The organism is Novosphingobium aureum (genome assembly GCF_015865035.1).
GTDB lineage: Bacteria > Pseudomonadota > Alphaproteobacteria > Sphingomonadales > Sphingomonadaceae > Novosphingobium > Novosphingobium aureum.
This window is the reverse complement of record NZ_JADZGI010000001.1, coordinates 218,541-242,425: the sequence shown is the minus strand read 5'-3', so window position 1 is coordinate 242,425 and position 23,885 is coordinate 218,541. Positions and strand designations below refer to the sequence as shown.

Here is a 23,885-nt window from a genome sequence, read left to right as displayed (position 1 = left end):
ATCACGAAGCCCATAATCGGTATAAAATACACAGAGCGCACGAAAAGCCGCCCGGCGGATAACAAAATACCCAAAATTGGCCTGTCAATTGGTATTTTCCTGCCCGACCGGCTCCATTGCAGTTGCAAAATCGCCGTTCAATCGTCATGGGGGCGCTTGGGGTCACAAAGTCGCGCTTGGCGACGCGCGATTCGTGCGCGTGTCGGTGATGCGTGGTCGTGAGCCCCCGAAAAAACGACAGGATGGATTACTATCGATGGGATTTCCTAAGCCCCAGGGCCTTTACAATGCGCGCAATGAACATGACTCCTGCGGTGTCGGCTTCGTAGCCCACATCAAGGGCGAGAAAAGCCACGCCATCATTACGCAGGCCCTGGAGATTTTGAAAAACATCGACCACCGCGGTGCGGTGGGCGCCGACCCGCTGCTGGGTGACGGTGCGGGCATCCTGACGCAGATCCCCGACAAGCTGCTGCGCCAGTGGGCCGAGGGCGAGGGCCTGACCCTGCCCCAGCCGGGCGACTATGCCGTCGCAATGTGCTTCCTGCCGCGCGACGATGCCTCGCGCGAGTTCGTGACCTCGACCTTCGAGAAGTTCATCGCCAAGGAAGGCCAGAGCCTCGTGGGCTGGCGCGACGTGCCGGTCACGCTCGACGGCCTGGGCAAGACGGTCATCGAATCGATGCCGGTGATCCGCCAGTGCGTGATCGCGCGCGGCGAGAACTGCGCCGACCAGGACGCATTCGAGCGCAAGCTGCTGGTGATCCGCAAGCAGACCCAGAACCCGCTCGCCGCACAGGCGGAGAAGCACGGCCTGCCCGGGCTCACCGAGCTCTACATGCCCAGCTTCTCGAGCCGCACGATCGTCTACAAGGGCCTGCTGCTCGCGACCCAGGTCGGCTCGTTCTACGACGACCTGCGCAACCCCGACTTCGTCGCCGCGCTCGGCCTCGTCCACCAGCGCTTCTCGACCAACACCTTCCCGAGCTGGAAGCTGGCGCACCCGTTCCGCTTCATGGCGCACAACGGCGAGATCAACACCGTTCGCGGCAACGTGAACTGGATGAACGCGCGCCGCCGCACCATGGAAAGCGACCTGCTGGGCGCCGACCTCGACAAGATGTGGCCGCTGATCCCGCACGGCCAGTCGGACACCGCCTGCCTCGACAACGCCTTCGAGCTGCTGCTCGCGGGCGGTTACAGCCTTGCCCACGCGATGATGATCCTCATCCCCGAGGCATGGGCCGGCAACCCGCTGATGGATGCCAAGCGCCGCGCCTTCTACGAATACCACGCAGCGCTGATGGAGCCCTGGGACGGCCCCGCCGCGGTCGCCTTCACCGACGGTCGCCAGATCGGCGCGACGCTCGACCGTAACGGTCTGCGCCCCGCGCGCTTCCTCGTCACCGACGACGACATCTGCGTCATGGCCTCGGAAAGCGGCGTGCTTCCGATCAAGGAAGACAACATCGTGCGCAAGTGGCGTCTCCAGCCCGGCCGCATGCTGCTGATCGACTTCGACGAGGGCCGCATCATCGAGGACGAGGAAATCAAGGCCTCGCTCGCCGAGGAAGAGCCCTACGAGAAGTGGCTCGAGAAGGCCCAGTACAACCTCGCCGACCTCGACGTGATCGAACCCGAACTGGCCGAGCTGCCCGCCGCCACCGGCACCCTGCTCGATCGCCAGCAGGCCTTCGGCTACACTCAGGAAGACACCCAGCGCTTCCTCGAGCCGATGGCGATGAACGCCGACGATCCGCTCGGCTCGATGGGCACCGACACCCCGATCCCGGTGCTGTCGAACAAGGCCCGCCTGCTCTACGACTACTTCAAGCAGAACTTCGCGCAGGTCACCAATCCGCCGATCGACCCGATCCGCGAGGAACTGGTGATGAGCCTGGTCACCATGATCGGCCCGCGCCCGAACCTGCTGGGTCACGATGCCGGCACGCACAAGCGCCTCGAGGCCAGCCAGCCGATCCTCACCGACCTTGGCCTTGCCAAGATCCGTTCGGTCGAGGCCGCGCTCGACGGCGCCTTCCGCACCGAGACCATCGACATCACCTGGGATGCCGAGACCGGCGCCGAGGGCCTCGAGATGGCGCTCAAGGAAATGTGCTGGGCCGCGACCGAGGCCGTGCTCGCGGACAAGAACATCCTGATCCTGTCCGACCGCGCACAGGGCCCCGACCGCATCCCGATGCCCGCCCTGCTCGCCACCTCGGCAGTGCACCAGCACCTCGTGCGTCAGGGCTTGCGCATGCAGACCGGCCTCGTCGTGGAAACCGGCGAAGCGCGTGAAGTCCAGCACTTCTGCGCACTCGCGGGCTATGGCGCCGAAGCGATCAACCCCTACGTCGCCTTCGAGACGATCGAAGAGATCCGCACCCGCAAGAACCTGCCGATCTCGGCGGAGCAGGCTGCCAAGAACTACGTCTATGCGGTCGGCAAGGGCATCCGCAAGGTCATGTCCAAGATGGGCATCTCGACCTACCAGTCGTACTGCGGCGCGCAGATCTTCGACGCGGTCGGCCTCTCGAGCGATTTCATCGAACGCTTCTTCTCGGGCACCGCGACCTCGATCGAGGGCGCTGGCCTGCTCGAGATCGCGCAGGAGACCGTGCGTCGCCACTCGGCGGCCTATGGCGAGAACCCGATCTACGCCAACATGCTCGACGTGGGCGGCATCTACGGCTCGCGCGTGCGCGGCGAGGAGCACGCCTGGACCAGCGAGAACATCGGCAACCTGCAGCACGCGGTTCGCGGCAACGTACCCGAGAAGTACAAGGCCTTCGCCGAGACGATCAACGACCAGTCGACCCGTATGCTCACCATCCGCGGGCTGATGGACTTCGTTCCGGCCGAGACCGCGATCCCCATCGAGGAAGTCGAGCCCGCCAGCGAGATCGTCAAGCGCTTCGCCACCGGCGCGATGAGCTACGGCTCGATCTCGTGGGAGGCGCATACCACGCTTGCCTCGGCGATGAACCAGATCGGCGGCAAGTCGAACACCGGTGAAGGCGGCGAGGATCCGCGCCGCTTCAAGCCGATGGAAGACGGCAGCAACCTGCGTTCCTCGATCAAGCAGGTCGCCTCGGGCCGCTTCGGCGTCACCACCGAGTACCTCGTCAACGCCGACGACATCCAGATCAAGATGGCTCAGGGTGCAAAGCCCGGCGAAGGCGGCCAGCTGCCCGGCCACAAGGTCGACAAGGTGATCGGCAAGACCCGTCACTCGACCCCGGGCGTGGGCCTGATCTCGCCGCCGCCGCACCACGACATCTACTCGATCGAGGACCTCGCGCAGCTCATTCACGATCTCAAGAACGTGAACCCGGGCAGCCGCGTCTCGGTCAAGCTGGTGTCCGAAGTGGGCGTCGGTACGGTCGCTGCGGGCGTTTCCAAGGCACGCGCCGACCACGTCACCATCTCGGGCTACGAGGGCGGTACAGGCGCTTCGCCGCTGACCTCGCTGACGCACGCGGGTTCGCCCTGGGAGATCGGCCTTGCCGAGACCCAGCAGACCCTGCTGCTCAACAACCTGCGCTCGCGCATCTGCGTGCAGGCCGACGGTGGCCTGCGCACCGGTCGTGACGTCGCCGTCGCCGCCCTGCTGGGTGCCGACGAGTTCGGCTTCGCCACCGCGCCGCTGATTGCGGCGGGCTGCATCATGATGCGCAAGTGCCACCTCAACACCTGCCCGGTCGGCGTCGCGACGCAGGACCCCGTCCTGCGCGCCCGCTTCACCGGCCAGCCCGAGCATGTGATCAACTACTTCTTCTTCGTCGCCGAGGAACTGCGCGCGATCATGGCCGAGCTGGGCTTCCGCACCCTCGCCGAGATGGTCGGACGCGTCGACAAGCTCGACATGAAGAAGGCGATCACCCACTGGAAGGCCAAGGGCGTCGACCTCTCCAAGGTGCTCTACCAGGCACCGCTGGGCGATGGTCCCTCGCTCAACTGGTCGGGCACGCAGGAGCACGGCCTCGAGGGCGCGCTCGACAACGTGCTGATCGAAGCCTCGGCCGCCGCGCTCGAAAAGGGCGAGGCCGTGCGCATCGAGGAGCCGGTGATCAACGTCAACCGCACCGTCGGCGCCATGCTCTCGGGCGAGGTCGCCAAGCGCTACGGTCACGAGGGCCTGCCCGACAACACGATCCACGTCACGCTCACCGGCGTCGCCGGCCAGAGCTTCGGCGCCTGGCTCGCGCACGGTGTCACGCTAGACCTCACCGGCGATGCCAACGACTACGTCGGCAAGGGTCTGTCGGGTGGCCGCATCATCGTGCGCCAGCCGGGGCACGTCGATCGCGAGCCCACGCAGAACATCATCGTCGGCAACACCGTGCTCTACGGCGCGGTCTCGGGCGAGGCGTTCTTCAACGGCGTCGCGGGCGAGCGTTTCGCGGTCCGCAACTCCGGCGCGATCACCGTCGTCGAGGGCTGCGGTGACCACGGCTGCGAATACATGACCGGCGGTGTCGTCACCGTTCTCGGCAAGACCGGGCGCAACTTCGCGGCGGGCATGTCGGGCGGTGTCGCCTACGTCTACGACGAGGACGGCCAGTTCGAGAAGCTGTGCAACCCGGCGATGGTCGACCTCGTCAGGATTTCCGCCGAGGCGGACGAGGACGAGGGCACCGGCCGTCCGCAGCAGCGTACGGTCAGCGTCAACGACCTGGGCATGGGTGACATGCTGCGCCACGATGCGGAGCGCCTGCGCGTTCTGCTCGAACGCCACCACCTGCACACCGGCAGCAAGCGCGCCCGCGCCCTGCTCGACGACTTCGACGCCGCTCTCGGCAAGTTCGTCAAGGTGATGCCGCGCGACTACGCCCGCGCGCTCAAGCAGATGGAAGCCGAGCGGCTCGAAGCCGCTTCCGTGGCCGCAGAATAAGTTCGAAGGAATATCAGGATATGGGCAAGGAAACCGGCTTTCTCGAGCTTGACCGCCAGGACCGCACCTACGGGCCGGTCGAGGAGCGCCTCAAGGACTACAAGGAATTCGTGGTCCCGCTGAGCAAGGAGGTCCTCAAGGATCAAGCCTCGCGCTGCATGAACTGCGGCGTGCCGCACTGTCACACCGGCTGTCCGGTCAACAACATCATCCCCGACTGGAACCACCTGGTCTACGAGGACGACTTCCGCAACGCGCTGGAAGTCCTCCACTCGACCAACAACTTCCCCGAGTTCACCGGCCGCATCTGCCCCGCACCGTGCGAGGCGGCCTGCACGCTGAACATCATCGACGAGCCGGTGACGATCAAGTCGATCGAATGCGCCATCGTCGACAAGGGCTGGTCGGAAGGCTGGATCACGCCGCGCATCCCCGCGCACCGTACCGGCCGCACCGTGGCGGTGGTCGGCTCGGGCCCGGCGGGGCTCGCCTGCGCGCAGCAGCTGGCACGCGCGGGTCACTCGGTCACCGTCTTCGAGAAGAACGACCGCGTCGGCGGGCTGATGCGCTACGGCATCCCTGACTTCAAGATGGAGAAGCACCTCATCAACCGCCGCGCCGCGCAGATGGAAGCGGAAGGGGTGACCTTCAAGACCTCGACCGAGGTCGGCGTGAACGTCTCGGTGAGCTCGCTCAAGGACAACTACGACGCGATCGTCTTTGCCGGTGGCGCAGAGGATGCCCGCAAGCTCGGCATTCCCGGTTCCGAACTGCCCGGCGTGCGCCTGGCGATGGAATTCCTGACCCAGCAGAACAAGCGCAACGCGGGCGACGACGAAATGCGCGCCGCGCCGCGCGGCTCGCTCACCGCGACCGGCAAGAACGTCATCGTCATCGGCGGCGGCGACACCGGTTCGGACTGCGTGGGCACCTCGAACCGTCAGGGCGCCAAGTCGGTGACCCAGCTCGAGATCATGCCCAAGCCCCCGGTCCACGAGGACAAGGGCATGTCCTGGCCGTTCTGGCCGCTCAAGCTGCGCACCTCGTCCAGCCACGAGGAAGGCGCGACCCGCGACTGGGCCGTGCTGACCAAGCGCGTGGTCGGCGACAACGACGTCAAGGGTCTCGAATGCGTGCGCGTCGAGTGGAAGGACGGTCGCATGCACGAGGTCGAGGGCAGCGAGTTCACGCTCGAGGCAGACCTCATCCTGCTCGCCATGGGCTTCGTCGGTCCGAAGAAGGCAGGCATGCTCGACCAGGCCGGCGTCGAGCTCGATGCACGCGGCAACGTCAAGGCGGACACCAACGTCTACCAGACCTCGGATGAGAAGATCTGGGCCTGCGGCGACATGCGCCGTGGCCAGAGCCTCGTCGTCTGGGCGATCCGCGAGGGCCGCCAGTGCGCCCGCGCGGTCGACGAGATGCTGATGGGCGTGAGCGAACTGCCGCGCTGAGCCGTCGGTCACCACGCAGATTGAGGAAAGGGGCGCTTCACGGCGCCCCTTTTTTTGTCATGCCAACGGGGGAGGGAGCGAGCGAACCTGCCTTCATGCCACCTCGATGGCAGCTATCACTGGAGCCCCCCTCCTCGCCGTTCCCCTAGGTATTTCCAATTGGCGCGGCCTTGCGCGCGGTTTCACCTTGTCCTGTTAGCCCGGGCGCTTCTCGTATTCCCGGCCAGCCAAGGAGCCGCGATGATCAAGGACCAGACCCTTCGCGGCGCCCGCCTGCTGACCGCGCTCGTGATCGCGGCGGTGCTGCTGACCGGCTTCGTACTCTACCAGCTGCGCTTCGGCGGACCGATCGAGCGCAAGCATGCCCTCCAGAACGAAATGCTCGCCGACATCCTGCCCCCGCCGGCCTTCGTCGTCGAACCCTATCTGGAGACTACCCTGGCCACTGAAAACACCAATGACACCAAGCGGGCGCTCGCCCACCTGCGCGCGCTGGAGCAGGACTTTCGCCAAAGACGCGACTACTGGGCCAGGACCCCGCTGCCGGACGACATCCAGCAGCAACTCGACCGGGTGGTGTTCTTCGCCGACGAGTTCTGGCGAGTGGTCGACGGGCCCTTCACGGTTGCGGCGAAGGCGCGTGACCGCGATGCCATGTACTGGATTCACGTCAGGCAGATCAGCCACCTCTACGAATTGCAGCACAAGGAAGTGCTCAAGCTGGTCGCGCTCTCGCGTGCCTATACCGAGGCCGAGATGCAGCGCGATTCGTGGATCGTGCTCGCCTGCCTCGTCGCCAGCGCACTGATGGCGCTGCTGCTGGTCGGCGCCCTGCGCTGGGCGACCCGGCAGATCGAGCGCAAGGTGATCGAACCGCTCGAACAGACCAGCCGCACCATCGGCTGTCTTGGCGAAGGCGACTACGACATCACGATCGAGGGCACCTCCCGGACCGACGAATTCGGCACCATGGCCCGCTCGATGGACGTCTTTCGCAAGGCGGGTATCGAAAAGGCTGCCACCGAGGAAGAACATCGCCGGGTCGTCGAGAGGCTCTCGGTCGGGCTGCGCAAACTCGCGGAGAAGGACCTCGAACATCGCATCTGCGAGGAATTTTCTGAAGATTACGAGGCCTTGCGCAGCAACTACAACGAGGCGGTGACCGCGCTGTGCCGGGCCATGGGCACGGTGCGCGTGGGCGCGGGAAGCGTGATGAACGCGATCAGCGAAATCCGCGCCGGGGCCGACGATCTGGCACGTCGCAACCAGCAGCAGGCCGCAAGCCTCGAGGAAACCGCGGCTGCGCTCGGACAGGTCACCGGCCGCATCCAGGGTTCTGCGCGGGCCGCGAGCGAGGCACACGAGGCCATCAACGACGCCCATGACGCGGCTTCTGAAGGCGGCAACGTGGTCCGCGACGCGGTTGCGGCAATGGCCGCAATCGATTCCTCGGCCAAGGAGATATCCTCGATCATCGACCTGATCGATTCAATCGCCTTCCAGACCAACCTGCTCGCGCTCAATGCGGGAGTGGAGGCAGCAAGGGCCGGCGAGGCAGGCAAGGGCTTTGCCGTGGTCGCAACCGAAGTGCGCGCACTGGCCCAGCGCTCGGCCGAGGCCGCCAACCAGATCAAGCAGTTGATCACGCGCAGCGCGGCGCAGGTCGGAGAGGGAGTTTCGCTCGTGGGTCAGACCGGCGAGAGCCTCGCCGTCATCGTCGAGCGTGTCTCCGGCCTGCAGCAACTGGTGGCCGACATGGCCCGCTCCACACGCGAACAGTCGGCCGATCTCGAACAGGTCAACACCGCCATTGGCGAGATGGACCGCATGACCCAGCAGAACGCGGCCATGGTCGAACAGACCACTGCGGCAACCCGCAATCTCGAGGGCGAGGCCACCAGCCTATCCACGCTGACCTCAAGCTTCCGCACCCGAATGCGCGAAGCCCGCCCCGTCACCAGCGGCACGGATAGCGGGGAAGCCAACCACATGCGGCGTTCCAGCGCAGTGGGAACGGCAGAAATCGAGGCAGGAATGAGCGCGGCGGCCTGAGATACGAAAAAGGGCGTCGCTTCCCCGGCACCCGGTGCCGGTTACAAGCGACGCCCTTTTACTAAGCGTATCGTGGTCGGGACCCGACGAGGTCCCGGCGCAGCTTACTTGGCCGGCACCTCGTCGTGCGCCTTGACCGTGTCGGGCGCAGTGTTGCGATCCTCGGCGTCGGTCGGGGTCTCGCTGGTGATCGGCACCGCGTTGACGTCCGAATCCATCGCCTCACAGGCCTTGCGCACACCGGCGGCGTACTCGGGGTGGACCTTCTCGAGCACTGCGTACCAGCGCTCCTTCACGCCCTGCGAGACCGGGCCCATGGCCGCCGCGTAATTGCTGTAGAGGCGCTGCTTCTGCTCGTCCGAGAACATCTCGTAGAGCGCACGCGGCTGGGTGTAGTCATCGACTTCCTGTGCATTGCCGTAACGGTTCATGTCGCCATCGATACGCAGCGGCGGTTCCTGCACCGAGGCATCGGCGACCGGGCCTTCATACTGGTTGGGCTCGTAGTAGGCGTCGGGATTGCCGAAGTCGTTGGTGAAGAAGCGCATCGAACCATCCTTGTGGTAATGGTTCACCTGAGCAGCCTTCGGGGCATTGGCGGGCAGTGCCTCGTAGTGCGTGCCAAGGCGATAGCGGTGCGCGTCTGCATAGGAGAACACGCGCGCCTGCAGCATCTTGTCGGGCGAGAACGAGATGCCCGGCACGATGTTCGACGGGCTGAAAGCCGCGTTCTCGACCATCTGGAAGTAGTTTTCCGGATTGGTGTGCATTTCCAGCTCACCCACCTCGATCAGCGGGTAATCGCCGTGCGGCCAGACCTTGGTCAGGTCGAAGGGGTTGTACGGCGTCTTGAGCGCGTCCTCCTCGGGCATGACCTGGATGAACAGCGTCCACTTGGGGAATTCGCCGTTCTCGATCGCGTTATAGAGGTCTTCCTGGTAGCTCTCGCGGGTCTTGCCGATCAGCTTTTCCGAGTCCGCGTTGGTATAGAACTTGTGGCCCTGCTGGGTCTTGAAGTGGAACTTCACCCAGAAGCGCTCGCCGGCCTCGTTCCACATCGAGAAGGTGTGGCTGCCATAGCCGTTCATGTGCATCGGATTCTTGGGAATGCCGCGATCCGACATGAGGATCGTCACCTGATGAACGCACTCGGGCTGAGCGGCCCAGAAGTCGAACATCGCCTCGGGGCTGCGCAGGTTGGTCTTGGGATGGCGCTTTTGCGTGTGGATGAAGTCGGGGAACTTGTAGGCATCGCGCACGAAGAAGACCGGCGTGTTGTTGCCGACCATGTCCCAATTGCCGTCCTCGGTGTAGAACTTGAGGCTGAAGCCGCGCACGTCGCGCTCGGCATCTGCCGCGCCCGCCTCACCGGCGACGGTCGACCAGCGCGAGAGCACCTCGGTCTTCTTGCCGATCTCCGAGAAGAGCTTGGCGCAGGTGTACCTGGTGATGTCCTTGGTCACCGTGAAGGTACCCTGCAGCCCCCAACCCTTGGCGTGGACGGTGCGCTCGGGGATACGCTCGCGGTTCTGGTGCGCCAGCTTCTCGAGCAGCTGATAGTCCTGCATCAGCACCGGGCCGCGCTGCCCCGCCGTCAGCGAATGTTCGTTGCTCGGTACCGGGGCGCCGGCGCTGGTGGTCAGGGTGGGCTTGTCGGCCATGGCTCTATCCTCGTCGCAGTTTATTTCCTTGCAGACGAAATGCAGCCTGACTGCCCCGGGTTCCGAGCACCATCGGGATGAGTCCCGATTTCTGGAATCGGTTTTACCAATCGATCCGGCCACGCCCGTGCAAGTCGAGGAATTCGTTGGCGCGGCTGAAGTGTCGGCAACCGAAGAAGCCGCGACGGGCCGACAGCGGGCTGGGATGGGGCGATTCGAGCACCAGATGCGGTCCGCGCGCCAGATCGTCGATCCGGGCCGCCTTGGCCTGGGCATGACTGCCCCAGAGCATGAACACGACCGGCTGCGCGCTTGCCGCCACCGCCGCGACGACCGCGTCGGTGAACGGCTCCCAGCCGTAGGTGCGGTGCGATCCCGCCTGCCCTTCGGCAACGGTCAGCGCATTGTTGAGCAGCAGCACGCCCTGACGCGCCCAATGCTCGAGATTGCCATGGTCCGGGCGCACGATGCCGAGGTCGCTCGCCAGCTCCTTGTAGATGTTGACCAGCGAGGGCGGCACCTTGATCCCATGAGGCACCGAGAAGGCCAGCCCGTGCGCCTGCCCCGCGCCGTGGTAGGGGTCCTGCCCCAGGATCACCACGCGCACCGACTCGGGGCTCGTCAGCTCGAGCGCGCGCATGCGCTTCCCGGGCGGTGGAAATACCGTGGAGCCTGCCGCCTCCTCGCGCGCGAGGCGCTCGGCCAGATCGGCAAGGCCGGGGCTCGCGAGGACCGAGGACAGGGCCTCGCGCCAAGGAGCAGGCACTCTCAGCGCCGTGGCTGCTCCGGCTTCTCCACCTGTTGCCGCCATGACCATCTCCGCCGTGAAACGCGCGCGCGATGGCGCATGCGCGCGAGCCAACCATTGCACTCGCCTCGCCCAGTCCCTAAGCACTTGCAGACCATGGCTGTCTATCTCCACGAAGAAGATCTTCCCGAGGGCGTGCTTGCGCCCGGGCCCATCGCCGTCGACACCGAGACGATGGGGCTGATCACCCGCCGCGACCGCCTCTGCGTGGTCCAGATCTCCGACGGACAGGGCGACGAGCATCTCGTGCGCTTTGCGCCGGGCAGCGACTATGCCGCGCCCAACCTCAAGGCCGTGCTCGCCGATCCCGAACGCCTCAAGCTCTATCACTTCGCGCGCTTCGATCTCGCGGCGATCGAGTACTACCTTGGCGTGATGGCCGCGCCGGTGTTCTGCACCAAGATCGCGAGCAAGCTGGTGCGCACCTACACCGACCGCCACGGCCTCAAGGAACTCGTGCGCGAACTGCTCGGCAAGGAAGTGTCCAAGCAGCAGCAGTCGAGCGACTGGGGTGCGCCCGTGCTGACCGACGCGCAGCAAGACTACGCGGCATCCGACGTGCGCCACCTGCACGCGATGCACGCCGTCCTCGTCGAGCGCCTCGAGCGCGAGAAGCGCACCGAGATGGCGCAGGCCTGCTTCGACTTCCTGCCCACGCGCGCGCGGCTGGACATCGCCGGCTGGCCCGACCACGACATCTTCAGCCACGAAGCGGCCTGACCGGCCCGGCACGTCTGAACGACCATGTCGCAGGAAGCCACCCAGATCCGCAACCGCCGCCGCCACTTCGCGGCGCCGGGCGGATCGCATGACCGGCTGGTCGCCTTCCTCGGCAAGGCCCTGCCCACCGCGATCGGCGTGATCGCGGCGGTCATGGTGCTCGTCCCGCTCAGCCCGCGCGGCGAGATCAGCTTCCTGCTCGACCGCAACAAGGTCGCCGTCACTGGCGAGCGCCTCGCCGTCGACGATGCCGCCTATCGCGGCAAGGACAACAAGAACCGCGCCTTCGTGGTCACTGCGGGCACTGCCGTGCAGAAGACCGCCGCGATTCCGGTGGTCGAGATGTTCGACCTCGATGCACGCATGGCGCTCAACGACGGCCCCGCCAAAATCGTCGCGCCCAAGGGGCGCTACGATTACAACAAGGAAGAGATCGACGTCGACGGACCGGTCGATTTCTCCGCCAGCGACGGCTACCGCATGACCACCAACAACGTCACCATCGACATCGGCGCGCGCACCGCGCAAGGATCGGGCGGCGTCGAGGGCGCGGTGCCCAGCGGTACCTTCAAGGCCGATACGATGAAGGCTGACCTCGAAGAGCGCACAGTCACCCTGGATGGCAATGCCCGGCTGCGCATGACGCCCGGGAGCAAGCTGAGGATTCCCCAATAATGTCGCCCCGTCCGCACCGCGTCACCTTCCGGGCAGCCCTTCTCTCGGCCGGGCTCGTGCTCGCCGCTTCCGGTGCGCTTTTCAGCGCAGGACGCGGCGAGGCACAGGCAATCTCCGGGCATAACACCAATGCCCCGGTCGACTATGCCGCGGACCGCATCGAGCTGCAGGAAAAGCAGAACCGCGTGGTGCTGACCGGCAACGTCGATATCAAGCAGTCCGACCTGCGCCTGACTGCCGCACGCACTATCGTCAACTTCACCAATGCCTCTTCGCTGCAGCTCCAGCGCATCACCGCCAGCGGCGGCGTGCGCGTGACTCGCGCCAACGAAGTGGCGACCGGCGACGTCGCGATCTACGACTTCAACAAGCGCATCATCACGATGGTGGGCAATGCCTCGCTCAAGCGCGGTAGCGACACCCTGCGCGGCGGCCGCTTCGTGATCGACCTCAAGAGCGGTGTCTCGGCAGCGTCCGGCGGGCGTGTCTCGGGTACCTTCAGCGTGCCCAAGAACGACTGAGCCGGATCAGTTCTGGCAGCCAGCCACGAAAAAGGGGCGCCTGTCTTGGACAGGCGCCCCTTTTTCGTGACGAATGCGTCCCCGATCAGAACGCGCGGTCGTGTACCAGTACGCGCAGCGTCAGGAAGATGATCTGGATGTCGCGCATAATCGTCCAGCCCTCGAGATACTCGAGATCGGACTGCAGGCGATTGACCAGATCCGATTCGTGGTCGGTAGCACCGCGATAGCCACGAACCTGCGCAAGGCCGGAAAGACCCGGCTTGAGCGAGTGGCGCTGCCAGTAACGCAGATCGACTTCCCAGAACAGCTTCTCACCGGCAAGCGAGCCGGTCGCGTGGGGACGCGGGCCGACGAGGCTCATGTCGCCCAGGAGCACGTTGAACAGCTGCGGCAGTTCGTCGATGCTGGTCTTGCGGATGAACTTGCCGATGGGGGTGATGCGCTTGTCGTCCTTGGAGGCCGACTGGTTGCCGTCCGCGTCGCACAGGTCCTGCGTCATCGAGCGGAACTTGTACATGTTGAAGAAGCGGTTGCCGCGCCCCATGCGGCGCTGGACGAAGAACACCGGCCCACGGTCATAGAGCTTCACCGCCAGCGCCACCACGATCAGCAGCGGCGAGAGCGCGAGGATCGCCGAGCCCGCGAAGGCGAGGTCGAACAAGCGCTTGATCGCGCGGTCGCGCATCCCCAGCGGCCCTGCCGAAACGAGCAGAAGGCCATGCTGGCCGGCCACGCGCGCGCCCTGTGCACCGAGCCGCACGACGACGTCGTCGAGGACTTCGCCATCGACGTTGGCGCCCTTGAGCATCATCGCCCATTCGGCGCGGCGTCCGACCGGGCAGCTGACGATGACACGGTCGATGTTGCGCAGCACGAGGCCAAGCTTGTCGAGGGCATTGGGGTCGCGCAGGTCGGGCACGATACCCATTGCCGCAGCCGAGATCTGGATCGAACCGGGGAAGCTCACCTTCGGCCCGCCATCGTCGATGACCAGCTCGTTCATCACCACGCTGCCACAGCGCCAGCGCACGAGACTGCGCATCTGGTAGCGCATCAGGCTGACGAAGAAGAGCGCGAACAGGCTTCCGGCATTGAAGCTGAGGCGCGGGAAACCGTAAGTCGGCTTGATCAGGAACTGCACGAAGACAGCCACCGCCACCGCGAGCACGATAGCCACGATGGCGCGTGCCACCCCGGTCCACATGTTGCGCAGCGCCTCGATCGAGTAGCTGCGATTGTAGAGCGCAAGGGTCAGGAAGATCGGAATGACGACCTGGGCATGAACCAGCGAACGAGCGGTGCCGCCAACGTCGCCGAAAAGGTAGCCGCTGAGCGCGAAGGCCAGGGCAATGGCGAGCATGTCGCCAACCATGATGCCGATGTAGCACTGCAGGCGACGCCGCTCGAGCGAGGGCGCGATCGGGTGACCTTCCGCCACTTGGGCGTGATCAAGCACAGGACGAGGCGCGAATGGCGCATTCACGATCTCGGCACTCCCTATTGCCAGTTTCACGTAGACGGCCTCCCTCACACGCGAGAATGCCGCAATGCAACATGTCTAGTGCTGCAGTGCGATAAGTATAGGCTCTTATGAAACAACAGGGCAATTGGAAAAGGGGGTTATGCCGAAGTGTTCCATTTTAGCGCTGTTTCACATTTCCGATTGCTGACCTCGCTATGGCCAGCAGCCCGTTCGACAAGATCAACTCCGCGTCCTGACTATTCGCGAGGAGTTGCTGATGCATCTCCACGAGACGTGCCACGAGACGTTCGAGTCGCGCACCACGCCAGATCCGCATCTGTTCGGATAGGACCGCCTTGTCCTTCCAGAAGACGCGGCGAGCTTTTCCTTCAGCGTCGAGAAACGCGCCAAGATCCCTTTGGTTCCCGAATCTTGCATGCAATCCGGCGAGCTGGGCCGCGCGCCGTTCGAACGTCAGAAGCAGGCCGACCGGATTGAAGCCGAGTTCGTGCATGCGGTGGAGCTGCGGCACCACCTCGTTGCGCCTGCCGGAAAGCACGGCATCGACCAGCGGTCCGAAATTGTCGTCCTCGGTCCGTGCCGCGATGGCATCGAGCGCTTCGGCCGAGACCGGGCGGGGCGCCTCCGGTGCGGCATCGAGATAGAGCGCAAGCTTGTTGACCTCGGAGCGCGCAAGGCGGGTATCGAGGCCCGAGGCGCGCGCGATGCGCTCGGCCGCCTCGCTGCCCATTTTCAGCCCCGCGCCATTGGCCATCGCGCGCACCGAAGCCGTCACGGTGGACAGGTCCGGCGGATAGAACATCGCGACGAGGCCGTCGCCGCGGGTGGCGAGCAGCTTGGCGGTGCGCGACTTGTCAGTGGCGGAGGTGGCGACGATCAGGACCGGGCAGCCCTCGACCTCGTTCTCGAGCAGGGTCTTGACCGCATCGTGCGCCTCGTCGCCCTGCGCGCGCACCCAGATGTGGCGTGCACCGCCGAACAGCGAGGTGGAGCGCGCCTCGTCGCCGAGCCGGACAGGATCGCGGCGCAGCTCGGAACCGGCCATCTCGATTCTTTCGCCGGGATCGTCGAGTAGCGAGACGATTTTGGCCGCGGCATCGCTCGCACCCGATTCGTCGGGCCCGCAGAAGAAGAACACGCGGGCCTCGCGCGCCGCGCGCTGTGCCAGCCCGGCGAAGTCCTTCTGGGTTGCCTTCACAAGCCTTCGCCGGTCCTTACTGGCTGGTGTCGCCGCGCAGGCGCAGCGCGATCTTGGTGACGATACGGCTGGCCACGTCCTTGGTCAGGTTCTCGAGCGCGGCCTGCTCGGCGGCAATCGTGGCGTAGTCGGAGGAGACAACGTCGATGCCCGCGTCCGAACCGGCGGTCGCATCGAGCACGATCTCCTCGCTTTCGAGATCGACCAGCTGGTAGCGGGTGCGCAAGGTACGGCGCTCGCGGCCGATGGTATCGTCGGAAAGCAGGCCGAAGCCCTCGAGCTGGTCGTCGACGCGCACGTCGAGGCGATAGCGCGGGTTCGCAGACTCGCCCGCACCGCTCGCCCCGAGCCGGTCGACCAGCGCATTGCGCAGCAGCCAGCCCGAACGCCCCTCGATCGCCGAGACCTGGATGCCAGAGAGGCCGCGCGCGACCTCTCCGCTACCGCCACCGGCATACATCGGCTGCATGCCGCAGGCGGGAAGCGCCAGAACGGCGAGCGCAGCGGCGAGAAGGCGTGCCTTGCGCATCACGCGACGATATTGACCAGACGATCAGGCACGACGATTACCTTGCGGATTTCAGCACCATCGATCGCACGCTGGACCTTCTCGCTGGCGAGCGCAAGCGCCTCGAGGTCTTCCTTCGAGGCGCCCTTGGCGACCGTGAGCGTGTCACGCAGCTTGCCCTTGACCTGGACCGCAATAGTGACCTCGTCCTCGACCAGCAGCGCCGGATCGACTTCGGGCCAGAGCGCCTCGGCGACGAGGCCCTTGCCGAAGCTGGCGTAGGCTTCTTCGGCGAGGTGCGGCATCATCGGCGCGATGAGCAGGAGCAGTTCGCGGATCGCGGTGGAGCGGCTTGCCGAAGGCTTGGCCTTCTCGATGGCGCCGGTCAGCTCGTAGATGCGCGCAACGGCCTTGTTGAAGCCCAATGCCTCGATGTCCTCGGCCACCGCCGCAATCGTCTGGTGCAGCTTGCGGTCGAGCGCCTTGTCCTCACCTTCCGCCGAAGCGTCGAACTGGGCAAAGAGCCTCCACAGGCGCTGCACGAAGCGCGCGCAGCCCTCGATCCCGGCTTCCGACCAGGGCAGGTCGCGCTCGGGCGGGCTGTCGGACAGCATGAACCAGCGGATCGCGTCGGCGCCGTAGGTCGCGACGATCTCGTCGGGATCGACCACGTTCTTCTTCGACTTCGACATCTTGATGACCTTGCCGACCTCGATGGTCGAACCGTCGGCCTTCAAGGTGGCGCCATCGGCCGTGCGCGTGATCTCGGAGGGCGCGAAGTAGACGTCGCGTCCGCCTTCCTTGCGCGAATAGACCTCGTGCGTGACCATGCCTTGCGTGAACAGGCTCGCAAACGGCTCCTTCACGTCGACAAGGCCGATGCGGGCCAGCGCGCGGGTCCAGAAGCGGGCGTAGAGCAAGTGCAGGATCGCGTGCTCGATGCCGCCGATGTACTGCTCGACCGGGAGCCACTTGGCGATGGCTTCCTTGTCGAAGGGCTTGTCGCCAGGCTGGCTGGCAAAGCGCAGGAAGTACCACGAGCTGTCGGCAAAGGTGTCGAGCGTGTCGGTCTCACGGCGCGCCGCATGGCCACACTGCGGGCAATCGACGTGCTTCCAGGTCGGGTGGCGTTCGAGCGGGTTGCCGGGCGTCTGAAAATCGACGTCTTCGGGGAGCGTGACGGGCAGGTGCTTCTTGGGTACCGGCACCACACCGCACACCTCGCAGTGAATGAACGGGATCGGCGTGCCCCAGTAGCGCTGGCGCGAGATGCCCCAGTCGCGCAGGCGCCACACCGTCTTGCCTTCGCCCCAGCCGCCATCCTGGGCACGGCGGATGACTTCGGCCTTGGCCTCGGCCACGCTCATGCCATTGAGGAAATCGGAGTGGACGAGCACGCCGTCCCCGGCTTCCGCCTCGCCCGCGAAGGGCGCATCGGCATCCTCAGCCTTGGCCGCGACAACGCGCAGGATGGGCAGTTCGTACTTGGTCGCGAACTCGAAGTCGCGCTGGTCGTGGCCCGGAACGGCCATGACCGCGCCGGTGCCGTAGTCCATCAGCACGAAGTTGGCGATGAAGACCGGCAGCTCGGCCCCGGTGAAGGGGTGCTTCGCGGTAATGCCGGTGTCGAAGCCCAGCTTCTCGGCGGTTTCAAGCTCGGCCGCGGTGGTGCCGCCGCGCTTGCACTCGGCGATGAAGTCCTGCGCCTCGGCACTGTCCTTCGCCACGCCCTGCGCAATCGGGTGATCGGCCGCGACGGCGACGAAGCTCGCGCCGAAGATCGTGTCGGGGCGGGTCGAGTAGACTTCGACGTTTCCGCCGTCCGAAAGGTCGAAGCGGAACTGCAGGCCTTGCGACTTGCCGATCCAGTTCTCCTGCATCGTGCGGACCTTTTCAGGCCACTTGTCGAGGCTGCCCAGCCCCTCGAGCAGTTCATCGGCGAAGTCGGTGATCTTGAGGAACCACTGGTTCAGCTTGCGCTTCTCGACCAGCGCGCCCGAACGCCAGCCGCGCCCGTCGATGACCTGCTCGTTGGCGAGCACGGTCATGTCGACCGGGTCCCAGTTCACCGCCGATTCCTTGCGGTAGACAAGGCCGTGCGCGTACATGTCGAGGAACAGGGCCTGCTCGTGCCCGTAGTACTCGGGCTCGCAGGTCGCCAGTTCACGCGACCAGTCGAGCGCGAAACCCAGGCGCTTAAGCTGCGCCTTCATGTTGGCGATGTTGTCGCGCGTCCAGCCGCCCGGATGGACGCCCTTTTCCATGGCCGCGTTCTCAGCCGGCATGCCGAAGGCGTCCCAGCCCATCGGGTGGAGCACCTCGTGGCCGCGCATGCGCTTGTAGCGCGCAAGCACGTCGCCCATCGTGTAGTTGCGCACGTGACCGATGTGGATGCGGCCCGATGGGTACGGGAACATCTCAAGGACGTAGCTGCGCGGCTTCGTCGAGGTGTCGTCCGCCTTGAAGCACTGGGCTTCGTCCCACGCTGCCTGCCAGCGGGTATCCGCCTGAGCCGGGTCGAACCGCTCGGTCATGTCTCTATGGTCTCCTGCGGCGCGATGCGTCCGCCTTGCAATGTAAGGCTCCCGGCAGCCGCGCCGCCGGGAGCGAAGTCACGTCGGGCCCGATCAGCCGCCGACCGAATCGCGGCGCAGGTCGCGCGCGCGGGTCAGGATGATGTCCTCGAGCTTCTGCACGGTGGCCGCCTCGACCGGGGCTGCAACCCAGTCCGCACCCTGGCGGATCTGACGCAGCGCGGTCACGCGCAGCGCATCGGCGCGCAGGTCGCGATCGAGAATCGCAACCGAAACCTTCATGCGCTCGCCCGGCTGCTTGGGATTGGCGTACCAGTCGGTGATGATCACCCCGCCGCTGCTGTCGGACTGGAGCAAGGGCATGAACGAGAGCGTATCGAGGCTTGCGCGCCACAGGTAGCTGTTCACGCCGATCGTGGTCACCTGCGAGGGCGCGACGACGGCGAGGTCGTTCTTCTTGCCGCCACAGCCCGACACGGCCAGTGCCGCGAGCGCGCATACCGTCACGGTCGCGACCTTGCGTGCGCGAAGAAGGCCGGTCTTGGTGCTGCCTGTCATTTTCGTTCCCGATTCCTAATCCAGTTCGGCGCCGCGTCCGCCAAGGCGGCGCGTGCCATGAAACGCCTCTATAACCCTCACCGCCCGCCCGGCAAGAGCGCCCTTCGCGCAGCCCCCGGGACGCGTGACGCGATCACGCCCGGCCACGCCGAGCGGCAGGCCGGCGCGAAATAGGCGCCCGGCAGGTAAACCTCGCCTGAACATGGCATCGCACGCGTCCTGTCGCACCCTGCCCGGCATCACGAAACGACCTGCGAAACCCGGCAAGAAACCTCAGGATTGCCGAACCGCGCAGCGCGTCCTATCTAGGACAGCATCACCAAGAAACAGCGCAAATGGCGCGTTAAGGTTCTGGTGTGCTATGAGGAGCGCCGACGCGAAGGCATAGTGACCAAGGCCAGAGATCACACGATGGGCATGCAAGCCACGATTACTGCCGGGACTGCCGCTGTCGCAAGCGGCACGACCCCAAGAGCAGATGCACGCAGCACCGCCACGCGCGGCGGCATGCGTGCAGGCGCGGTGCTGGCCGGGTCGGTCAGCCTGCTTGCCCTGCCAAGCGCGGTCATGGCCTTCAGCGCCACCTTCGGCTCCGGCGATGGGGGCACGGGCCTGCTCGAACGAATCGATTCGTCTTCCTCCGAAGGGCTCTCGCGCGCGGTTGCCCTGCGCTCGCTTGCAGGATCGCGGGCCTTCCCTTTCACGCCCGCCGGCACACCCAATCGCCCCGAGCGCTCGGTCACCGTGGCCGTGCGCGTCGACGGCGAGGCGACCCAGTCCATCATCGTGCGCGGTCAGCACGTCCCGGCGAAGGTCGACAAGAACGCGGACCACGTGCGCATCGCCTCGACCGCGTTCAACCTTGGCGTCTCGCGCGGGTACCAGAACTTCGCGCAGGATATCGCGCAGCAGACCGAGCGGCGTCGCTCGATCGCCGAGATGCCCGATCTGCAGAAGTTCAGCCTCGCCCCGGCCACACAGGCGCGCGAGCACGATTCGCGCTTCTCGACCCGCCTCTCGATCGACGAGAAGCGTGCGCCGGGCCGCGCCCCGCGCACTTTCGTGACCGATGCCGGCGAAGTCGACCTGAGCGGAGCCTACCGCCTGACCGAAAATCTCGATGTCACCGCGGGCCTACGCTATTCACAGGATCGCGAGCGCCTCAGGCCGCTGACCGATGGCCGCCAGGACAGCCAGGCCGTCTACGTCGGAACCCAGTTCCGCTTCTGATTTCCGGGACATGATTCTGGGACAAGCCCTTGCCGCGCCAGCCATTTCAGTGGTTGTCGTGGCAATTCGCGGGCAATCGGCAGCCGTTCACCATCTGCAATAAAGTTCGTTACTTCAGAACCTTGCAAGAATGCTTGCAAATAGAGCAACGCATTAAGGTGAATTTATCGCAAAAGCGGTCGTGGACAGCCTTGCTCCCTTCACATTCCTTCCATAGCCTCGCTCACGGTGGATGCACAAAAGAGCGAAAGGCTTGATATGGCACGTATTGCGATCGTAACCGGCGGGACCCGGGGAATTGGTGAAGCGATCTCTCTCGCCCTCAAGGACCGCGGCCATACCGTCGTTGCGAATTACGCGGGCAACGACGAGAAGGCCAAGGCCTTTACCGAGAAGACCGGCATCGCGGCCTACAAGTGGGATGTAGGCGATCACGAGGCGACGCTCGCTGGCGTCGCGAAAGTCGCCGAAGAGGTCGGCCCGGTCGACATCGTGGTCAACAATGCGGGCATCACCCGCGACGGCGTGCTCCACAAGATGAGCTTCGAGGACTGGAACGATGTCATGCGCATCAACCTCGGCGGCTGCTTCAACATGGCCAAGGCGACTTTCCCCGGCATGCGCGAACGCAAGTGGGGGCGTATCGTCAACATCGGGTCGGTCAACGGACAGGCCGGGCAGTACGGCCAGGTCAACTATGCCGCTGCCAAGTCCGGCATCCATGGCTTCACCAAGGCGCTGGCACAGGAAGGCGCCAAGTATGGCGTTACCGTGAACGCCATCGCACCGGGCTACATCGACACCGACATGGTCGCCGCCGTGCCGGCCCCGGTGCTCGAGAAGATCGTCGCCAAGATCCCCGTCGGCCGCCTCGGCCACGCCTACGAGATCGCCCGCGGCGTCGCTTTCCTGTGCTCGGAGAACGGCGAGTTCGTGACCGGCTCGACGCTCTCGATCAATGGCGGGCAGCACATGTACTGATCTCGGATACGACGCAGCCTGCACGGAAGCTTCCGGCAGGCTGCGAAACGGGCAATCACGGGAGCCGAGGGTAAGTGCCGTCGGCTCCCTGTTGCTTTCTGGAGCAGATGGAACGCAGTGATGACCACGCCCTACCACCCTCCGGTCAAGCGTTCGGTCGAGATCGCCGGGCACAAGACCTCGATCAGTCTCGAGCCGGTGTTCTGGGATATGCTGCGCAGCGTCGCCGCACGCGAACGCGTGCCGATCAACGCCCTTGTCGCCCGCATCGATGCCGAGCGGCTAGAGGCCGAGGTCCCGCCGGGTCTTGCCGGAGCGATCCGGGTCTGGCTCGCCTACAATGCGGGATCGTTCGAAGCTCAGGCGTGACCGGGCCGGAGCCTGACGCCTGGGGTCAGGCCGCTAGTGCACCGCCCCCGGTGTGCCCGGCGCATCACCGTTGGCCTCGATATCGGCGATCAGGCTTTCCATCTCGCCGATCTCGCGCACCTGGGCATCGATGATGCCATTGGCGAGCTCGCGCACGCGCGGGTCAGAGATGTGGGCCCTGCGGCTCGTCATGATCGCGATCGAATGGTGCGGGATCATCGCCTTCATGTACGATACGTCGCCGACCGTCTCCTGGCTGCGCACGAGCCACAAGGACCCGGCGAAAGCTGCAATTGCGATGCCCAGGATCGCCATGTTGACCCGGCGACGGGGATACATGCTCCACATGAAGCCAAGCATGACGAGGGCCATGACCGCGCCCATCAGCAGCGCCATCCAGGCTCGCGTCTGGCTGAACCAGACGTGGTCCAGCGCATAGGTATTGAGATACATGAGGCCGTACATCACAAGGGTCGATGTCGCGATCATGGCTAGGAAACGGCCGTAGGACATGGATTTCACGTCGCTTGCTCCTGCTCGTGTTGCCGCCCCCCTGCTCCCTCAAACAGCGTATCGGCGGCGATCCGGTTCCAGGCCGCATACGCAAGAAGGCGGCAACCTGCCGATTGCCGCCTTCTCTCGGGTACATAACGTGCGGCCTTGCGGCCTGAATTCTCAGTAGTTCGCCGGGGGGTCGCTTGCCGGGAAGCTCTCGTCGAGCGCCTCGTCGGTCTTCGACCAGGACTTGGGCGTGTCCTGCATGTTCGCGGGCCCGGCATTGCGCACGGGACCGTCGGCATAGGGCGACTGCTCGTCCTTGGTGGCGTACTTGTAAAGCGCGTAACCGGCAACGCCGGCCGCAGCCATCTTGATCAGGCCCATCTTTCTAACTCCTCTCGAGCATTGTGGACATCATGCCCAAGCAACGCCGCGAATGGAGCACGGTTCCTCAGTCCCCGCCGATGCGTTCGATCTGCGCGCCGAGCAGCGCGAGCTTTTCCTCGAGCCGTTCGTAGCCGCGGTCGAGGTGATAGAGGCGGTGCACCCGCGTTTCGCCCTCGGCGGCAAGGCCCGCAATGACCAGGCTCATCGAGGCGCGCAGGTCGGTCGCCATGACTTCGGCGCCGGTCAGCTTCTCGACGCCGTGGACGATCGCGGTGCGGCCCTTGGTCTCGATGTGCGCGCCCATGCGGTTGAGCTCGGGCACGTGCATGTAGCGGTTCTCGAAGATCGTCTCGGTGAGCACGCTCGAACCCTCGGCGCGGCACAGCAGCGCCATGAGCTGGGCCTGCATGTCGGTCGCGAAACCGGGATAGGGCGCGGTCGAGAGGGTGACCGGGCGCAGCTTGCCATCGGCCGCGACGCGCAGGCCACCCGCCACGGATTCGACCTCGACACCCGCATCGCGCAGCGCCTGGACGGTGGCTTCCATGTCCTCGATGCGCGCGCCCTGCAGCGTGACCTCGCCGCCGGTGATCGCAGCGGCACAGGCGTAGGAGCCGGCCTCGATACGGTCGGGCATGACCATGTAGGTCGCGCCGTGCAGGCGCGGCACGCCGTGGACGGTGATGTCGGAGCTGCCGATACCCTCGATCTGCGCACCCATCGCGACGAGCAGGTTGCACAAGTCGACGATCTCGGGCTCGCGCGCGGCGTTGTGGAAGGTCGAGGTGCCCTTGCACAAGACCGCGGTCATCAGCGCGTTCTCGGTCGCGCCGACCGAGACCACCGGGAACGAGAAGCGCCCGCCGGGAAGGCCGCCATCGGGCGCGATCGCCTTGACGTAGCCCGCCGCCAGCTCGATCTGCGCGCCGAGCGCCTCGAGCACCTTCAGGTGCAGGTCGATCGGGCGGTTACCGATGGCGCAGCCGCCGGGCAGCGAAACCGTCGCCTCGCCCATGCGCGCGAGCATCGGGCCGAGCACGAGGATCGAGGCGCGCATCTTGCGCACCAGATCGTAGGGCGCGACGGTGCTGGTGATGCGGGTTGCCTGCAGCGTCATCACACGGCCGAAATCGCCCGGGCGCGAACCGGCGATGGCCGTCGAGATGCCGAACTGGTTCATCAGGTGCTGGAAACCGTCGATATCGGCGAGACGCGGCAGGTTGCGCAGCGTCAGCGGCTCGTCGGTGAGCAACGCGCAGGGGAGCAGGGTAAGGGCTGCGTTCTTGGCGCCGGAGACGGGAATCGTGCCGGAAAGACGCTTGCCGCCTTCGATGATGATCTTGTCCAT

General features: G+C 65.6%; 19 protein-coding genes. 9 read left to right on the top strand and 10 right to left on the bottom strand.

What is annotated here, in order from left to right; translation table 11 throughout:
- Positions 1-256 precede the first annotated feature (256 nt).
- The 3 genes from gltB to I5E68_RS01165 all read left to right on the top strand — a co-directional run bounded on the left by gltB (position 257) and on the right by I5E68_RS01165 (position 8,403).
- A complete protein-coding gene (gene gltB, locus I5E68_RS01175; protein WP_197159996.1) occupies positions 257-4,897 on the top strand; it encodes a glutamate synthase large subunit in 4,641 nt (1,546 codons plus the stop codon).
- A gap of 20 nt (positions 4,898-4,917) precedes the next feature.
- The gene (locus I5E68_RS01170) at positions 4,918-6,351 is read left to right on the top strand and encodes a glutamate synthase subunit beta (protein WP_197159995.1); all 1,434 of its coding nucleotides are present in this window, start codon (positions 4,918-4,920) and stop codon (positions 6,349-6,351) included.
- Between the two features lie 240 nt (positions 6,352-6,591).
- Positions 6,592-8,403, top strand: a complete 1,812-nt coding sequence (locus tag I5E68_RS01165) for a methyl-accepting chemotaxis protein (RefSeq protein WP_197159994.1) — start codon at positions 6,592-6,594, stop codon at positions 8,401-8,403.
- 104 nt (positions 8,404-8,507) lie between these two features.
- On the opposite strand, the gene I5E68_RS01160 is transcribed toward I5E68_RS01165, so the two are convergent.
- Both I5E68_RS01160 and I5E68_RS01155 read right to left on the bottom strand, forming a co-directional pair.
- Complete coding sequence (locus I5E68_RS01160; protein ID WP_197159993.1) at positions 8,508-10,064, bottom strand: catalase; 1,557 nt, start codon at positions 10,062-10,064, stop codon at positions 8,508-8,510.
- Positions 10,065-10,167: 103 nt separating this feature from the next.
- Positions 10,168-10,875: a uracil-DNA glycosylase gene (locus I5E68_RS01155; protein WP_197159991.1), complete on the bottom strand. Its 708-nt coding sequence runs from the start codon at positions 10,873-10,875 to the stop codon at positions 10,168-10,170.
- Between the two features lie 93 nt (positions 10,876-10,968).
- Between I5E68_RS01155 and I5E68_RS01150 the strand changes: the two genes are divergently transcribed.
- The 3 genes from I5E68_RS01150 to I5E68_RS01140 are packed head-to-tail and all read left to right on the top strand — an operon-like array spanning position 10,969 to position 12,788.
- The gene (locus I5E68_RS01150) at positions 10,969-11,592 is read left to right on the top strand and encodes a ribonuclease D (RefSeq protein WP_197159989.1); all 624 of its coding nucleotides are present in this window, start codon (positions 10,969-10,971) and stop codon (positions 11,590-11,592) included.
- 24 nt (positions 11,593-11,616) lie between these two features.
- Positions 11,617-12,267, top strand: a complete 651-nt coding sequence (gene lptC / locus I5E68_RS01145) for an LPS export ABC transporter periplasmic protein LptC (protein ID WP_197159987.1) — start codon at positions 11,617-11,619, stop codon at positions 12,265-12,267.
- Positions 12,267-12,788 (top strand): LptA/OstA family protein, encoded by a 522-nt coding sequence (locus I5E68_RS01140; RefSeq protein ID WP_197159985.1) that lies wholly within the window; start codon positions 12,267-12,269, stop codon positions 12,786-12,788. The genes lptC and I5E68_RS01140 overlap by 1 nt, the downstream gene beginning before the upstream one ends.
- A gap of 85 nt (positions 12,789-12,873) precedes the next feature.
- On the opposite strand, the gene I5E68_RS01135 is transcribed toward I5E68_RS01140, so the two are convergent.
- The 5 genes from I5E68_RS01135 to I5E68_RS01115 all read right to left on the bottom strand — a co-directional run bounded on the left by I5E68_RS01135 (position 12,874) and on the right by I5E68_RS01115 (position 19,072).
- Positions 12,874-14,274, bottom strand: a complete 1,401-nt coding sequence (locus I5E68_RS01135) for a sugar transferase (RefSeq protein ID WP_197164403.1) — start codon at positions 14,272-14,274, stop codon at positions 12,874-12,876.
- A gap of 157 nt (positions 14,275-14,431) precedes the next feature.
- Positions 14,432-15,472, bottom strand: coding sequence for a DNA polymerase III subunit delta (holA, locus tag I5E68_RS01130; protein ID WP_197159984.1), 1,041 nt, complete (start codon positions 15,470-15,472; stop codon positions 14,432-14,434).
- Positions 15,473-15,488: 16 nt separating this feature from the next.
- A complete protein-coding gene (gene lptE / locus I5E68_RS01125) occupies positions 15,489-16,001 on the bottom strand; it encodes an LPS assembly lipoprotein LptE (protein WP_197159983.1) in 513 nt (170 codons plus the stop codon).
- Positions 16,001-18,514, bottom strand: coding sequence for a leucine--tRNA ligase (leuS, locus tag I5E68_RS01120; RefSeq protein WP_197159982.1), 2,514 nt, complete (start codon positions 18,512-18,514; stop codon positions 16,001-16,003). Before leuS ends, lptE begins: the two co-directional genes overlap by 1 nt.
- Positions 18,515-18,607: 93 nt before the next feature.
- Positions 18,608-19,072 (bottom strand): DUF3576 domain-containing protein, encoded by a 465-nt coding sequence (locus I5E68_RS01115; RefSeq protein WP_197159978.1) that lies wholly within the window; start codon positions 19,070-19,072, stop codon positions 18,608-18,610.
- 411 nt (positions 19,073-19,483) lie between these two features.
- Between I5E68_RS01115 and I5E68_RS01110 the strand changes: the two genes are divergently transcribed.
- The 3 genes from I5E68_RS01110 to I5E68_RS01100 all read left to right on the top strand — a co-directional run bounded on the left by I5E68_RS01110 (position 19,484) and on the right by I5E68_RS01100 (position 21,652).
- Positions 19,484-20,302, top strand: a complete 819-nt coding sequence (locus I5E68_RS01110; protein WP_228726749.1) for a hypothetical protein — start codon at positions 19,484-19,486, stop codon at positions 20,300-20,302.
- Positions 20,303-20,560: 258 nt separating this feature from the next.
- The gene (phbB, locus tag I5E68_RS01105) at positions 20,561-21,283 is read left to right on the top strand and encodes an acetoacetyl-CoA reductase (protein WP_197159977.1); all 723 of its coding nucleotides are present in this window, start codon (positions 20,561-20,563) and stop codon (positions 21,281-21,283) included.
- A 120-nt stretch (positions 21,284-21,403) separates the two neighbouring features.
- Positions 21,404-21,652, top strand: a complete 249-nt coding sequence (locus tag I5E68_RS01100) for a ribbon-helix-helix domain-containing protein (RefSeq protein ID WP_197159975.1) — start codon at positions 21,404-21,406, stop codon at positions 21,650-21,652.
- Between the two features lie 33 nt (positions 21,653-21,685).
- Here I5E68_RS01100 and I5E68_RS01095 read toward each other — a convergent pair whose 3' ends face one another.
- The 3 genes from I5E68_RS01095 to murA form a co-directional block, all read right to left on the bottom strand.
- The gene (locus tag I5E68_RS01095; RefSeq protein WP_197164401.1) at positions 21,686-22,165 is read right to left on the bottom strand and encodes a DUF305 domain-containing protein; all 480 of its coding nucleotides are present in this window, start codon (positions 22,163-22,165) and stop codon (positions 21,686-21,688) included.
- Positions 22,166-22,327: 162 nt separating this feature from the next.
- Positions 22,328-22,534: a hypothetical protein gene (locus I5E68_RS01090; protein ID WP_197159973.1), complete on the bottom strand. Its 207-nt coding sequence runs from the start codon at positions 22,532-22,534 to the stop codon at positions 22,328-22,330.
- A 67-nt stretch (positions 22,535-22,601) separates the two neighbouring features.
- Positions 22,602-23,885 (bottom strand): UDP-N-acetylglucosamine 1-carboxyvinyltransferase, encoded by a 1,284-nt coding sequence (gene murA, locus I5E68_RS01085; RefSeq protein WP_197159971.1) that lies wholly within the window; start codon positions 23,883-23,885, stop codon positions 22,602-22,604.

What these genes read in the sequence shown, in the direction of transcription:
- I5E68_RS01150 (WP_197159989.1), top strand. Translation starts at nt 10,969, where the DNA reads ATGGCTGTCTATCTCCACGAAGAAGATCTTCCCGAGGGCGTGCTTGCG.
- I5E68_RS01165 (WP_197159994.1), top strand. Translation starts at nt 6,592, where the DNA reads ATGATCAAGGACCAGACCCTTCGCGGCGCCCGCCTGCTGACCGCGCTC.
- gltB (WP_197159996.1), top strand. Translation starts at nt 257, where the DNA reads ATGGGATTTCCTAAGCCCCAGGGCCTTTACAATGCGCGCAATGAACAT.
- I5E68_RS01140 (WP_197159985.1), top strand. Translation starts at nt 12,267, where the DNA reads ATGTCGCCCCGTCCGCACCGCGTCACCTTCCGGGCAGCCCTTCTCTCG.
- lptE (WP_197159983.1), bottom strand. Translation starts at nt 16,001, where the DNA reads ATGCGCAAGGCACGCCTTCTCGCCGCTGCGCTCGCCGTTCTGGCGCTT.
- I5E68_RS01170 (WP_197159995.1), top strand. Translation starts at nt 4,918, where the DNA reads ATGGGCAAGGAAACCGGCTTTCTCGAGCTTGACCGCCAGGACCGCACC.
- I5E68_RS01115 (WP_197159978.1), bottom strand. Translation starts at nt 19,072, where the DNA reads ATGACAGGCAGCACCAAGACCGGCCTTCTTCGCGCACGCAAGGTCGCG.
- I5E68_RS01155 (WP_197159991.1), bottom strand. Translation starts at nt 10,875, where the DNA reads ATGGCGGCAACAGGTGGAGAAGCCGGAGCAGCCACGGCGCTGAGAGTG.
- I5E68_RS01095 (WP_197164401.1), bottom strand. Translation starts at nt 22,165, where the DNA reads ATGTCCTACGGCCGTTTCCTAGCCATGATCGCGACATCGACCCTTGTG.
- I5E68_RS01100 (WP_197159975.1), top strand. Translation starts at nt 21,404, where the DNA reads ATGACCACGCCCTACCACCCTCCGGTCAAGCGTTCGGTCGAGATCGCC.
- murA (WP_197159971.1), bottom strand. Translation starts at nt 23,885, where the DNA reads ATGGACAAGATCATCATCGAAGGCGGCAAGCGTCTTTCCGGCACGATT.
- lptC (WP_197159987.1), top strand. Translation starts at nt 11,617, where the DNA reads ATGTCGCAGGAAGCCACCCAGATCCGCAACCGCCGCCGCCACTTCGCG.
- I5E68_RS01110 (WP_228726749.1), top strand. Translation starts at nt 19,484, where the DNA reads ATGGGCATGCAAGCCACGATTACTGCCGGGACTGCCGCTGTCGCAAGC.
- phbB (WP_197159977.1), top strand. Translation starts at nt 20,561, where the DNA reads ATGGCACGTATTGCGATCGTAACCGGCGGGACCCGGGGAATTGGTGAA.
- leuS (WP_197159982.1), bottom strand. Translation starts at nt 18,514, where the DNA reads ATGACCGAGCGGTTCGACCCGGCTCAGGCGGATACCCGCTGGCAGGCA.
- I5E68_RS01160 (WP_197159993.1), bottom strand. Translation starts at nt 10,064, where the DNA reads ATGGCCGACAAGCCCACCCTGACCACCAGCGCCGGCGCCCCGGTACCG.
- I5E68_RS01090 (WP_197159973.1), bottom strand. Translation starts at nt 22,534, where the DNA reads ATGGGCCTGATCAAGATGGCTGCGGCCGGCGTTGCCGGTTACGCGCTT.